Source organism: Luteimonas salinilitoris (assembly GCF_041300785.1).
Classification (GTDB): domain Bacteria; phylum Pseudomonadota; class Gammaproteobacteria; order Xanthomonadales; family Xanthomonadaceae; genus Luteimonas; species Luteimonas salinilitoris.
Genome location: NZ_JBFWIB010000008.1, coordinates 113,461 through 126,846, shown reverse-complemented (window position 1 = coordinate 126,846; position 13,386 = coordinate 113,461). Strand labels below are relative to the sequence as shown.

General features: G+C 68.3%; 8 protein-coding genes. 4 read left to right on the top strand and 4 right to left on the bottom strand.

The window, feature by feature from the left end; translation table 11 throughout:
• Nucleotides 1-15: 15 nt before the first annotated feature.
• Both AB5T46_RS13245 and AB5T46_RS13240 read right to left on the bottom strand, forming a co-directional pair.
• On the bottom strand, nt 16-744 hold the full coding sequence (locus AB5T46_RS13245) for an MSCRAMM family protein (protein ID WP_370564459.1): 729 nt from the start codon (nt 742-744) through the stop codon (nt 16-18).
• Between the two features lie 370 nt (nt 745-1,114).
• On the bottom strand, nt 1,115-3,769 hold the full coding sequence (locus AB5T46_RS13240) for a M1 family metallopeptidase (protein ID WP_370564458.1): 2,655 nt from the start codon (nt 3,767-3,769) through the stop codon (nt 1,115-1,117).
• Between AB5T46_RS13240 and AB5T46_RS13235 the strand changes: the two genes are divergently transcribed.
• On the top strand, nt 3,708-4,244 hold the full coding sequence (locus AB5T46_RS13235; protein ID WP_370564537.1) for a hypothetical protein: 537 nt from the start codon (nt 3,708-3,710) through the stop codon (nt 4,242-4,244). The genes AB5T46_RS13240 and AB5T46_RS13235 overlap by 62 nt on opposite strands.
• 53 nt (nt 4,245-4,297) lie before the next feature.
• Here the strand turns inward: AB5T46_RS13235 and AB5T46_RS13230 are convergent, their stop codons facing one another.
• Together AB5T46_RS13230 and AB5T46_RS13225 are read right to left on the bottom strand one after the other, a co-directional pair.
• Nucleotides 4,298-4,546, bottom strand: a complete 249-nt coding sequence (locus AB5T46_RS13230) for a hypothetical protein (RefSeq protein ID WP_370564457.1) — start codon at nt 4,544-4,546, stop codon at nt 4,298-4,300.
• A gap of 143 nt (nt 4,547-4,689) precedes the next feature.
• Entirely contained in the window at nt 4,690-7,017 is a 2,328-nt protein-coding gene (locus tag AB5T46_RS13225; protein ID WP_370564456.1) for a TonB-dependent receptor, read from the bottom strand.
• Nucleotides 7,018-7,210: 193 nt separating this feature from the next.
• On the opposite strand from AB5T46_RS13225, the gene AB5T46_RS13220 reads away from it, so the two are divergent.
• From AB5T46_RS13220 to AB5T46_RS13210, 3 genes are all read left to right on the top strand, one after another.
• Nucleotides 7,211-9,352, top strand: a complete 2,142-nt coding sequence (locus AB5T46_RS13220) for an alkaline phosphatase D family protein (RefSeq protein WP_370564455.1) — start codon at nt 7,211-7,213, stop codon at nt 9,350-9,352.
• Between the two features lie 293 nt (nt 9,353-9,645).
• Complete coding sequence (locus AB5T46_RS13215; RefSeq protein ID WP_370564454.1) at nt 9,646-12,030, top strand: TonB-dependent receptor plug domain-containing protein; 2,385 nt, start codon at nt 9,646-9,648, stop codon at nt 12,028-12,030.
• Nucleotides 12,030-13,382 (top strand): aminotransferase class V-fold PLP-dependent enzyme, encoded by a 1,353-nt coding sequence (locus AB5T46_RS13210; RefSeq protein WP_370564453.1) that lies wholly within the window; start codon nt 12,030-12,032, stop codon nt 13,380-13,382. Before AB5T46_RS13215 ends, AB5T46_RS13210 begins: the two co-directional genes overlap by 1 nt.
• Nucleotides 13,383-13,386 lie beyond the last annotated feature (4 nt).

Below are 13,386 nucleotides of genomic sequence, written 5' to 3'. Positions count from 1 at the left end.
CCCATTTCTCCTGCCTTACGACCTTGATATCTCGATTCCGACGATCTCGAACGCCTGACCGTCCAGCACCTCCTCGAGGTCGCACGTGCCGGTGGGCAGATCGGTGAGGTGGACGGTGCCGGCGGTGTCGGTGGTGTAGGTGCCGACGGTGCCATCAGGCTTCTTGAGACGGAGCTCTACGCTCGCTGCAGGCGCTCCCGTCTCGTCGTCGATCACCGTAAACGTGATCCATGGGCGAACGATGGGAGGGGGTGCCGTCTCCGGCGCGAGAGGGGCATGCGCCCGCACTTCGTCGAGCGGACGGGGACGGCGAATGCCACCATCGGGAGCGTGCGGGGAGATCACCCGCCCGGTCGGTGGCCGATCTTCGAGCTCACGGAAATCGCCGGCGTCGAATGGCGTGGAGAAGCGGTCGCGCGGCACCAGGCGGAACTGGCCGGCCGACAGGTGACCGGCGATCCGCTCAAGGATCTCGTGGTCGCTCCATCGGTAGAGGGATGAGACATGGAGTCTCCGGCTGGCGAACTCGCGCAGTGCGGCCATCGACAAAGGGTCGCGCGCAAAGTCTCTCAGAAAGCCGATGGCGACGCGCACGTCCGGGCAGGGCCGGGCCGTATCGCCCGCTCGCAGCTCGTGCCACGCCTTGATCTCGATGTCCTGGAAATGGCCGCGAATTCGGATAGCCACAACGCCCTCGGGGTCACAGCCCTCGACACATGCCGAAGACAGCGGCGAACGCCGCATGACGACGGTCGAGTATGGCTCCCTCCTCCGCCTCGACGAGCGCAGTCGTCCCTGCGTCATCCTGACCAACGCCGAGGGCGCGAGCGAGCGGCCAGGAGCGGCGTGAGGTTGCCGACGAACGGCGGGCGGGCGCAGAAAACCGGGGGGCGGGAAAACCGGGGCCGGAGTGGACTTTCCAAATGCCGCCGCCCAGAACAATTCACCGATGCGGACGACCGGCTCGGGAACGCTGCCGTGCATCCCCGTGCACATCATTACGTCCGCACCTCCGGCAACCGCATGTCCGGGGCCGGGCCGCTTTCGCCAGGCGCTCGAACCGCCGCTTGATACGCCCTTGATCGCGACTGTGCTTCGCCATGCCGTCCTGCCCTCAACTCCCGTTCTTCCGCAGCCACGCATCGATCTCCGGCAACCGCTCATTGCGCACCTTCACCCGGTACTCGATGTTGGCGATCACCGTATCGGCCCCGCGCCGCGAACCCTCCGCGATGTGCGCCTGCGCGAACGCCTTGATCTTCGCCACCGTCGCCGGATCCAGCGAGTTGGCGCCCAGGCCCGGATACCAGCGGCTGCGCGAGGTCGCGTCGACCTTCGTATCCACCTGCTCGCGATGGGCGACGGCGAAATCGAAGCCGAGTTCCGGATGCTCGTTCGCCACGGCGGAGATCATGGCGGCGCTGTTGGTCGCACCCGGTTCGTCGGTGAGCGCCAGCTCCAGCGCCCGCTTCGCCAATGCCTCGTCGCGGGGGGCGGACAGCAGCAGGTACAGCTGATCCTTCACCAGCGGTGTCTTCTCGGCCTTCGCGGCCGCATGCAGCCGGTCCCAGGTGGCGGCGTCGGCATGGCGCGCGACGATCGTCAGGACCGTCTTGCGCAACGCCGCCGGCACCGCATTCGGATCGCTGTCCTGCGCTGCATGGCGGCGCCGCGCCTCGGCGATCACCGCCGGATCGCCCAGTTCGCCCAGCGTGGCGATCAGGTCGCTGCGCAGGATCGCGACCGGATCGCCTTCGCCGGCGCGCGGCTCCCAGCCGACGCGCGCGAACACCGGCGCCAGCCGTGCGATGGCGAACGCGCTGAACGCCTTCTGCCGCTCCGCATCGCCCTCGTAGTAGTCGTGGAGGCTGTCGAAGTGCTGGGCGATGTCGCCCCAGACCTGCGGGTCGGCATCGGCCGGCGTGGCCCGGACCAGGTCCAGGTAATCCGATGCCGGTTGCTGCCCGGCCAGGCCAAGCGCCCAGGCATCGCGCATCACGCCGAGCTGGTCGATCGTCTCCAGCTTCGCGAACGCATCGCGGACGAGGGCGAACTGCGCCGGCGCATACAGCGTGCGGTAGTAACCGCTCTGCCCGGCATTGACCACGACCGTGCCGCAGCCCGGCACGTCCAGCGTGCCGCTGCCGCCGCTGACGATCGCTCGCGCCTCCTTGCCGCTGCCGGCCACCGACGCGATCACCGGCACGCGCCACGTCAGCGGCTGCTTGTCCGGGCGGTCCTTGGTGTATTCGCCCTGCTCGAGCGCCAGTGTGGTGGTGCCGTTCGCGCAGCTGGCCCGCTCGACGCGGATCAACGGCACGCCCGGCTGCAGGGTGAAGTCGTGGGCGATGTCGAGGACGGGCTTGCCGGCGGCCGCCTGGATCTCGCGCCACAGGTCGTCGGAGGCCGTGTTGCCGTAGGCGTGCGCCTCGATGTAGTTGCGCACGCCGGTGCGCCAGGCATCGGGCCCGACGTAGCCTTCGAGCATGCGGATGACGGCCGCACCCTTCGAATAGGTGATGGCGTCGAAGGCCTGGCTGGCCTGCTCCACCGTTTCCACGTGCTGCACCACCGGATGCGTGCTGGCCACCGCATCGCGCGACATCGCGTAATCGCGGCTGCCCACGACCCCCAACCCGGTGTTCCACTCCGGATGCAGCTTCTGCGTGGTGCGCCCAGCCATCCAGGTCGCAAAGCCCTCGTTGAGCCACAGGTCGTCCCACCACTGCATCGTGACCAGGTTGCCGAACCACTGGTGCGCGATCTCGTGCGCGGCGATCGAGTACGCGCGCTGCTTGTCCGACTGCGTCGAGATCGTCGGGTCCAGCAGGATCGCGTACTCGAAGGTGAAGATCGCGCCCCAGTTCTCCATCGCGCCGAAGAACTGGCTACGCCCCGGCGAGGCGATGTTGTCGAGCTTGGGCAAGGGATACGGCGTGCCGAAATAGTCGTCGTACTCGCGCAGCACGTCCTTCGACGACGCCAGCGCGAACGCCGCCTGCGACAGCTTGCCCTTCTGGGTGATGACGCCCACCTCGGTGCCACCCACCTGCGTCGTCGCGCGCTCGAAGTCGCCCAGCGCGAAGAACAGCAGGTAGGTCGACATCTTCGGCGATGGCGCGAAGCGCACCCGCTTGCTGCCGTCGCCCAGGTCGGTGGTCTCGGCGACCGGCATGTTGCTCACCGCCATCTGCGTCGCGGGCACCGTCGCGGTCAGGGTGAAGGTCGCCTTGTGGTTGGGCTCGTCCCACGACGGCACGAACTTGCGCGCATCGGAATTCTCGAACTGCGTGTACAGCGCGCGCCGCTGGCCCGCCGCGGTGTCGTAGTCGATCGCGAACAGGCCGTTGGCCTGCGTGCCGATCCTGCCGGTGTAGTCCATCGACAGCGTGTACGCACCCACCGGCAGCGGCTGCGCGAAGGTGAACGTCGCGGTCTGCGCCTCGGCATCCACCGCGACCTGCGGCGCGTCGAATCCGCCCTTGCCCGCCGCCGGCGCGAGCTGCACGTTCGCGAACGTCATGTCGACCGCGTTGAGCGTGATGCTCGGCGTCGGTTCGAGCACCTCCAGGGCGATCGCCACCTTGCCGTCGAAGCGCAGCGACTCCGCATCCGGAATCACGGCCACTTCGTAGTGCGTCGGGCGCACATTGCGCGGCAGCTGCGTGGTGACTTCGGCCACGGGAGCATCCACGGGGCTCTGCGCCATGGAAATCGTGGAAGTGCCGGCAAGAGCCAGGGCGATGGCGGCGGCGAGCATTCGGCGCATGACGTGTCCTCGAAGGCGGAACGGGGGCAACAGCCGACATGCGGAAGCCGTCGGCGAAAGAAACCGGATCCGATGGTGCCGGCCCGGAACGGGTCGCGACAACCCCGGAAGTCACGTCCCGGTCGGATTCAGTGCGAATGCACGAATTGCGCCCCGGGTCCGCGGATCCGTTCCGGCGGCAATCTACTTCATCTTCTCCGGCATCGCCGCCTTCGGCGCCGCGAGCGACGCCTGGGCGCTCGCGCGCGGCGGCCTGAAAGACCGATCCCGGATCCTTCAGCACCTTCCCGAGGCCCTGCAGGGCTCGTTCCTGCTGCAGGTGCCGGAAATCCTGGTGGTCGGCCTGCTCGTTTTCTGGCTGCTGCGGGTCGCGTTCTCGACCATGGTCCCGCGACCAACGCTACCTAGCGCGGTCGCGAGACCCCGCTCGAATGGGCGCACCACGATAGCAACCAGCCGATCATCGACGAGCTGAGGGCGCGCGGCGAGCGCGCTACTGATCTGACTAAGAAGGCCGAATTTAGCCCTCTAGGGCACTTCGCATTCCCAGATCGAGGATGCAAGCCAGAGGTTGGCTCTGGTCAGGTGGTTGTACACCTCTTCCAGAGGCGTCCCTCCTTGCGCCGTGCATTGGGCGATAGCATCGGCACGGGCATCCTTCAGTGCTATGCCGGAGTCATGGCTCTGGCCGTGACCGCTGACATGCACCACGGCGGCCATGGCCGAGCCGACGGGCAACAGAAGCGCCAAGGCAACGGCGATGGAATACTTTTTCATTGTCCCTCTCCCGATGTTGATCCGAACGGATGCATTCGAGTCGGGAAGCACGAAGGCGGCTGTGAAAACCGGGTAAGCGGACTGTAAAAAAGCTGGCCTTTCCGGACGCAAACTGAACTCGCTCAGGACTTGTCCCGAAGGAATCAGAAGCGTCCGCTCAGGGTCACGCCGTACGTGCGCGGCGTGCCTTGGATGAAGGTGGGCGTGCCGAACAGGCGGCCGGTGTTGCCGGCGTCGATCAGGTAGTCCTTGTCGGCGAGGTTGCTGCCGTACACGCTCAGATCCCAGCGGCCGTCGCCGAACTGTACGCCGGCACGCAGGTTGTACAGCGCATAGCCGGCCTGCTCGATGCCCGGGGTGTTGTCGTCCTCGAAATACGCCTGCGAACGCCAGTTCCAGCTCGGGCGCAGGTAGAGCCGCGCGCCGTTGTCGAGTTCGAAGCCGGCATCCAGCCCGGCCGAGGCGCTGTGCTCGGAGGTGAGCCGGAAGCGGTTGCCGGCCAGTTCCTGCGGATTGCCGTCGTCGTCGGTGTCGTCGAAGGTCGCGTCGACGTAGCCGTAGTTGAAGAACGCAGACAGGTTGCGGTCGGCGCGCCAGAGCAGCGACAGTTCGGCGCCGTTGGCGGTGGCGTTGCCGCCGTTGGCGGGCACGAAGAGCAAGGTGTCGTCGTCCTGCACCGCGGTCTGGAAGTTCGAGTAGTCGTAATGGAACACGGCCAGGTCGTAGAGCAGGTGCGCGCCCGCGAAAGCGCCTTTCAGGCCGAGCTCGTAGCTCCACACGACCTCGTCGTCGATCACTTCCGACGAGAACGCGTCCACGTTGATCACGTTGGGCCGGCGTCCGCGCGAGACCGAGACGTAGCCGTTGTGGTCGTCGTCGAAGCGATAGTCGGCCACGGCGCGCCCGACCAGGCTGGTGAACGATTCGCTGCGCGACAGGCGGCCGTCGGTCGGCGCGAACAGGATGTTGGTGGGGCTGGTCGGATCGGGGCTGCCGCCCAGGCCGGCCAGGCCGAGGAAGCTCGGCACGCCGAAGTAGTCGGCCCGGTAGCCCGCGGTCACGTCCTCGTAGGTGCCGCGCAGGCCCAGGGTCAGGTTCAGGCGATCGGTGGCGGCGAAGGTGCCGTCGGCGAAGATCTCCCAGGCGTCGGTCTCGCCGAAGTTCGCGTACTGCTCCTCGTGGAACGGCTTGAGCGGCACCACCACGCCGGGCGCGATCGGCAGCATGTCGACCATGGTGTTCGGGGTGCCGTCGGGCAACAGCGGCGGGATCCCCAGGCCGACCGCCGGCAGGGTGATGAAGCTGCGTTCGTCGGTGCGGAACGGCACGCGCTGGCTGCCGTTCTCGTGGAACCAGGACGCGCCGGCGAAGCCGGTGAAGCGGCCGCCCCCGTCGTAGTTGAAGCGTAATTCCTGGCTGAGCTGGCGGCCCCTGGCGATCTCGGCGAACTCCAGCGCGTAGATCTGGGCGCCGTCGGCGTCGAATTCCTCGGCGGAGTCGAAGTCGCGCCAGCCGGTGATGGTGGCCAGTGACCACGCCGAGCTCAACATGAAATTGCCGAGCAGGGTCGCGCCGCGCACTGTGCGGTCCAGGCCGAGCGCTTCGCCGCGATTGAGGTCGGCGGTGCGGTCGAGCACGTCCAGGCTGCCGGTGCGGGTCGGGATCGAACCGCTGCGGAAGGCGGTGCCGGGCGGCGTGTCCTTCTGCCAGTTGAGGATCAGGTCCAGGGTGTCGGTCTCGCGCAGGTCGAGGCGAAAGCTGGCGCGAATGGCCTGGGTGTCCTTGCCGTTGAGATCGCCGCCCGACAGGTTGTCGACGAAGCCGTCGCGTTTTTCGTGATACACGGCGACGCGGCCGTACAGCTTGTCTTCCACCAGCGGCGTATTCGCGTAGCCGGTGAGCAGGGTGGAGGATTCGTTGCCGGCGCCGACGGTGAAACCGGCCTCGGTGCCGTTGAACGCCTTGTTCTGGATCAGGTGCACCGCGCCGATCTGCGCGCCGCGGCCGAACAGCGTGCCCTGCGGGCCGCGCAGCACCTCCACCCGCTCCAGGTCGAACGGCTGCACGATCGAGCCGCGCGACTTGGAGATCGACACGCCGTCCTGGAACACCGACACGCGCGGCTCCACGTTCGCCTCGCCGCTGTCGGAGGTGATGCCGCGGATCACGAAGCCGGGATTGTTCGGGCTCTGCTCCTGCACCACCAGCCCCGGCACCAGGTGGCCGATGTCGGAGAACTCCCGGACGTTGTAGTCCTGCAGGAACTGGCCGGAATACGCGCTGATCGCGATCGGCACCTCGCTCACCTGCTGTTCGCGCTTCTGCGCGGTGACCACCATCGTGTCCAGGTAGGCGATCTCTCCCGACGCGTCGGCGCCCGTTGCGGTCTGCGCGGCGACGGCGCACGGCAGCACCGCGGCCGACAGGCCGAGATGCAAAGCGAGCGCGAGCGGATGACGGCGGTGCGGCATGCGTATTTTCCCCTGACGTGATGCCCGGACGGGCGAGGACGAACCAAAGCCCGGTAGCGTCGGCAGCGCTCATTGCAGCGGCATGACATGGGCGCGTCGTCGCAGTGACTCGGTGGCCCGGCGTCGAGCGTGTCAACGCGCGGTCATCTGCACGTCGTACAAATGCGCGCTTTCCGGCAACGTGAAACTCCCCGTGCACAACTTGAATCGCCGCCGCTTCCTCAAGGTCGTCGCGGTGACCGCCGCTGCGGCCGCCGTCGCGCCCGCCGGGCGCGTGCTCGCGGCGATGGCCGCCGACGCGGTGCGCATCTCGCGTGTGCATTTTCCGCAATCGGTCGCCTCCGGCGATCCGCGCCCGGACCGCGTGCTGCTGTGGACACGTGTGGCGGCCGAACGCCTGCCGCGTGCGTTGCGCGTACAGGTGGCCGACGATCCGGCGTTCACCGCACTCAGGCTCGACCGCGAGATCGTGGTTCCGGACGATAGCGACGGCTGCATCAAGCTGCGCGTCGAAGGGCTGGAAGCGGCGCGCGCCTATCACTATCGCTTCCTCATCGCCGACGACGAGTCCGGCTTCGTGTCATCGCCGCATGGGCGTACCCGCACCGCACCGGCCGCGGATGCGGACGTGCCGCTGCGGTTCGCGTTTCTCAGCTGCCAGGACTACGGCGGGCGCTGGTACAACAGCCTGCTGCCGCTGCTGGATCAGGAGCTTGACTTCGTCCTGCACCTGGGCGACTTCATCTACGAGACCGTGGGCGATCCGCAATTCCAAAGCCGCGGCGGCGAGCGCGGCATCGCGTTCGAGGACCGTACCGGCGCCATCGAGCTGGGCGACGCCAAGGCGGGCTTCCAGGCCGCGCGCAGCCTGTCCAACTACCGCCAGCTGCATCGCACCTTCCGCGGCGACGAGGCGCTGCAGGCGCTGCTCGAACGCGCGCCGCTGGTCGCGATCTGGGACGACCACGAGTTCTCCGACGACTGCTGGCAGGACGTGGGCACCTACCGCGACGGCAATGCGGACGAGCGCGACCGCGAGCGCCGCCGCAACGCCGAGCAGGCGTACTTCGAATACATGCCGGTCGACCTGGACTTCGGCGAAGCGCCGCTGCCGGTCGAGCGCGGGCGGCTGTTCCCCAACGTGCAGCTGTGGCGCGGCCTGCGCTTCGGCCGCGCGCTGGACCTGGTGCTGACCGACTACCGCAGCGCGCGTCCGGACCACCCCATCCCCGAGGATGCCTTCCCGGGCGCCGTGGTCTACGACCGCGCTGCGCTGGAGGCGCGCCTGCCGAAGCTCGGCATGGACTACGCTACGCTGGCGCCGTCGCTGCTGCCCTATGTCGATCTGGCCGCGCCGGAACATCACAAACTGCGGGAAGCCGCGCGCCTCGCCGTCGCCCAGGCCTACCGCGACGCCGGACAGGCGCCGGCCGCGGCCGAGCAGCGCACAGCGGCCGCGACCGCAGGCCTGATCGCTCTGCCGGTACTGGCGCAGTTCCTGACCGCCTACAACGCCGGCGCACCGGCGGAGGCGCAGGTCGCGCCGCCGCCGGCCGGGGACCTGGACCGCGGCCTGCCCTGGCTGGCGCTGGGCAAGACGCAGTTGTTCAGTTCGCTCGGCGCGCGCTACCTGGTGGTGAAGGACAGCTACGATCTGTTCGCCGCACTGCGCGCGCTCGACGACACGCCCAGCGCCTACGGCGCGACGCAGCGCGCCTGGCTGGGCGAACGCCTGCGCGGCAGCGACGCGCGCTTCAAGGTCGTGGCCAGCTCGGTGTCCTTCACCTCGCTGGTGCTGGACCTGGCGCGGCCGGAGATCGCCGCGCCCGAACCGATGCGGCGCCGCTTCTATCTCAATGTCGACCACTGGGATGGCTTCCCGGTCGAACGCGAGCGACTGATGGCGGAGCTGTTCGACCCGACCGGCGGGGTGATCCTACTTTCGGGCGACATCCATGCCGGCTTCGCCACCCAGCACAGCGCGGGCACGGTCGAGTTCACCGCACCGGCGGTGTCCTCGGAGACACTCAAGGGCATCCTCGCGCGCAGCAGCGAAGGCGACGGCGAACAGGCCGAGGCCGGAAGGCGCATGGTCGCGATGCTGGAGCAGCTGTTCGCCGACGGCTTCGCCCCGTTGCGCTACGTACAGACCGAACGTCACGGCGTCGGCGTGCTGTCGATCGACGGCGCCCAGGTGGAAGCGACCTTCCACGAACTGCCCGACGACGTCTGCCGCACCCGCCTTTACGACACGCCGGAAGCGCTGCGGACGCGGGCGCGCACGCAGCGCTTCACCCTCGACCGCGCCGACATGCAGTTGCGGCCAGTCGGATAGTCGGCGCGCATGCCGCGCGCCCGATCGACCGCACACGCGGCGCCACCGCCGTACGGCCGCGGTGCTAGAGCAGCTTTGGTGCAAGTGTTAACGGATCCGTTCTCCCGCTTACGGGGTGAGGGAGGTATTCCTGCGACATGTGTAAACGCTCGACACGAAATTGCTCTGGCTCTGGTTGCCCCGTCGTCTTATCGCTGACATGTCCGGACCGGATCATGACCGCGCACGGACGCACAGGCTCTCCTCGGGCTCGTGCGTCCTTTTTTTTTGCGCAGTCCACCTCCGGAGTCTCGATGAAGCACAACGCACTGGCCGCAGCGATGCTGCTGGCCCTGTTTCCGTTCGCCCCGAATTCCGTCCGTGCCCAGACCGTGCCCGCGGCGGCCGACGACGTGACCTCGCTCGACGCGATGGTCGTCACCGGATCCCGGGGATCCAGCCGCACGCAGTTCGACACCCTGGTGCCGGTGGACGTGTTCAGTGCCGAAGAGATCCAGGCGGTCGAAAGCGCGGACCTCAACGACGTGCTCGCGCAGCTGGTGCCGTCGTTCGTCGTGCAGCGCTTGCCGATGGCCGATGGACTGGTGTTCGTACGCCCGGCTTCGTTGCGCGGGCTGTCGCCGGACCACGCGTTGGTGCTGGTCAACGGCCGCCGTTTCCATCGCACCGCCCTGCTCGGCTCGCGCGGCGCGCAGGCGCCTGACCTGTCGCAGATCCCGACCGCGGCGATCGAGCGCATCGAGGTCCTGCGCGACGGCGCATCCGCGCAGTACGGGTCGGACGCCATTGCCGGCGTGATCAACATCATCCTCAGCGACGATATCGGCACCGAGCTGACCGCCCAGCTGTCCGAGTACTCCGAAGGCGACGGTTTCGCGCAACAGTACGGCGCCCGCCACGGCTTTGCGCTGGGCGACTACGGCCACCTGTCGATGTTCGCCGAGATGGCGAGATCCGACGCCACCTCGCGCACGCGCCAACGCCCGGACGCGATCGCCTTCCAGCAGGCGCATCCGGAACTGGACGTGCCCGATCCGGTGCAGCGCTGGGGCCAGCCGGACCTGGAGAGCGTTCGCGGCGGCTTCGATGCCAGTATCCCGCTGACGCAGACCATCGCCCTGTACGGCTACGCCCTGCTCGGCACGAGCGAGGGCGTCAGCGATTTCAACTGGCGCAATCCCGATGGCACCGCCTCGGTCTACGGCGATACCGACGTATTCCCGGGCTGGAACGCCTCCGAGATCTATCCGGTCGGATTCTCGCCGCGCTACGGCATGGAACAGGAGGACCTGCAGACCGTCGTCGGCCTGAGCGGCGAGTTCAATCCGGACTTCACCTGGGATGTCAGCGCATCCTACGGCAGCAACGACATCGACTTCTTCCTCGACAATTCGATCAACGCATCGCTCGGCCCGGAAAGCCCGACCGGATTCTGGCTGGGGCGACTGTCGCAGGACGAGCTCAACTTCAACGCAGACTTCGTCTATGCGTGGTCGGTCGATCCGCTGCCGCTGCCGGTCAACATCGCATTCGGCGCCGAACACCGCACCGAGACCTACGGCATCACTTCGGGAGACCCGGAGTCCTACGCCGTCGGCCCCGGCGCCGTGGCGGGACTGGCGCCCAATTCCAACGGTGCGCCCGGCTTCAGCGCGCAGCAGGCGGGCGAATGGGACCAGACCTCCAGCGCCGCCTACCTCGACGTGGAAGTGCCGTTGACCGAGCGTTGGAACGTCGGCGCCGCCGCGCGCTACGAAGATTTTTCCGAGTTCGGCGATTCCCTCGACGGCAAGTTGTCGAGCCGTTTCGAGTTCAACGACCACCTTGCGCTTCGCGGTTCGGTCTCCACCGGCTTCCGCGCCCCGACCCCCGGCCAGCTGTACGCCACCAGCACCACCCAGGGCCTGGATACCAACACCCTGCAGGTCTTCACTTCCGGCCGGCTGTCGCCCAGCGACCCGATCGCGCAGATGCTCGGCGCCGAGCCGTTGACGCCGGAGGAATCGCGGTCGGTCACGGCCGGCCTGGCCTGGCAATCCGGCAACGGGTTCTCGGGCTCGGTCGACCTCTACGACATCGAGGTCACCGACCGCTTCTCGACCTCGCAGAGTTTCCAGATCCCCGAAGGCATCCCCAACCCCAACCAGTACACATCGGTCAGCTTCTTCACCAACGACTTCGACACCACCACCCGGGGCATCGACGTCGTCGCGAGCTGGCGGGGCGATCTCGGCGCCGGACGCCTCGGCACGACCCTGGCCTGGAACTACAACAAGACCGAAGTGGACGGCGGCGACAGCGGCGTGGCGAGCAACGAGACCCAGCGGGTGATCTTCGAGGGGCGCATCCCGCGCCGGAAGGCGACCTGGACCAACACCTGGGAGCACGGCGACTGGAGCCTGCTGGGCAGCGTCCGCCACTACGGATCGTGGACGGATTCGTCGGGCAATGCCGAGGGCGACATCTTCCAGCGCTTCGGTGCCGAGACCTTCCTCGACCTCGCCGTGAGCTGGCGGGCCAACGACACGCTGACGCTGCGCGCGGGTGCCGACAACGTGCTCGACGACTATCCGGACGAAGCGACGTTCCAGGCCAGCCGCGGCCTGATCTACTCGCGCAACGCGCCGTACGACACCGACGGCCGCAACGTCTACGCGCAGCTGCGGGTGGCGTTCTGATGCAGGCGTCGCGGCGCCGGCTGTTGCGTGCCACCGGACTGGCGCCCCTGGCGGCGGCGCTGCCGGCTGCCCTGGCCGGTCGCGCAGGCGACGACCTGGCAGTTCCAACGCCCGCGGGACCGGCGGAGCGGCTGGCGCGTGACGAAGCCCACTGGGGTCGCGTCGCGCGGCTTTACGACGTCACCCGCGATGTCGCCCAGCTCGACAACGGTTTCTTCGGGTCGATGGCGCGCGCGACCATGGCGCGCTACCAGGACGCGCTGCAGCAGGTGAACCACGGCAATGCGTACTTCGCACGGCAGGACTATCCGGCGGTCCACCGCAAGCTCGCCGGGACGTTGGCGGCCGCGCTCGGCGTCGGCGCCGACGAAATCGTCCTGACCCGAGGCGCCACGGAGGCGCTGCAGGCCCTCATCGGCGGCTACAACCGCCTGCGCCCGGGCGACGCGGTGCTGCACGCCGACAGCGACTACGACAGCATGATCACGGCGATGCGCTGGCTGCACCGGCGGCGCGGCGTCGACGTCGTTTCGATCGACCTGCCTTTACGACCGGGACGCCAGCAGATCCTCGACACCTACGCCAAGGCGCTGCGCGACCATCCGCGCGTGCGCATGATGCTGCTCACCCACGTCAGCCATCGCAACGGACTCGTACTCCCGGTGCGCGAGCTGACCGAGATGGCGCGTGCCAGCGACGTCGACGTCATCGTCGATGCCGCGCACTCGTGGGGCCAGCTGGATTTCAAGCTGCCCGAGCTCGGCGCCGACTTCGCGGGCATCAACCTGCACAAGTGGATCGGCGCGCCGGTCGGCACCGGCGCCCTGTACATCCGCAAGCCGCGCATCGAGGACATCGACCCCTACATGGGCGAGCCGGATCCTCACGGTTCCGTCCACGCGCGCGTCCATACCGGCACCGCCAACTTCGCCGCCTACATGGCCCTGCCGACGGCGCTGGACCTGCACCAGCGCATCGGGCCCGCCCACAAGGAAGCGCGCGTGCGCTACCTGCGCGACCGCTGGGTGGACCAAGCCCGCGACCTTCCCGGACTGGAAATCCTGACGCCCGAAGACCCGGCGCTGCATGGCGCGATCACCTCGTTCCGGCTGCAGGGCCAGACGAGCGTGGATGCCAACCAGGCACTCGCCCGTCGGCTGCAGGACGAGTTCGGTGTCTTCACCGTGCACCGCACCGGGCTGGCCAGCGGCGCCTGCGTGCGTGCGACGCCGGCGGTCTTCACCCTGGTCGACGAGGTGGATCGGCTGGCGAAGGCGTTGCGGGCGGTGGTGGCTGCGACAGTGACAAAAAGCCCATTCCGGTCAATTGCGCCTGGCGCGCGGTCGCAATAGACTC

Coding starts and splice junctions, on each gene's coding strand:
- AB5T46_RS13215 (WP_370564454.1), top strand. CDS start 9,646: ATGAAGCACAACGCACTGGCCGCAGCGATGCTGCTGGCCCTGTTTCCG.
- AB5T46_RS13240 (WP_370564458.1), bottom strand. CDS start 3,769: ATGCGCCGAATGCTCGCCGCCGCCATCGCCCTGGCTCTTGCCGGCACT.
- AB5T46_RS13235 (WP_370564537.1), top strand. CDS start 3,708: ATGGAAATCGTGGAAGTGCCGGCAAGAGCCAGGGCGATGGCGGCGGCG.
- AB5T46_RS13210 (WP_370564453.1), top strand. CDS start 12,030: ATGCAGGCGTCGCGGCGCCGGCTGTTGCGTGCCACCGGACTGGCGCCC.
- AB5T46_RS13230 (WP_370564457.1), bottom strand. CDS start 4,546: ATGAAAAAGTATTCCATCGCCGTTGCCTTGGCGCTTCTGTTGCCCGTC.
- AB5T46_RS13245 (WP_370564459.1), bottom strand. CDS start 744: ATGCGGCGTTCGCCGCTGTCTTCGGCATGTGTCGAGGGCTGTGACCCC.
- AB5T46_RS13225 (WP_370564456.1), bottom strand. CDS start 7,017: ATGCCGCACCGCCGTCATCCGCTCGCGCTCGCTTTGCATCTCGGCCTG.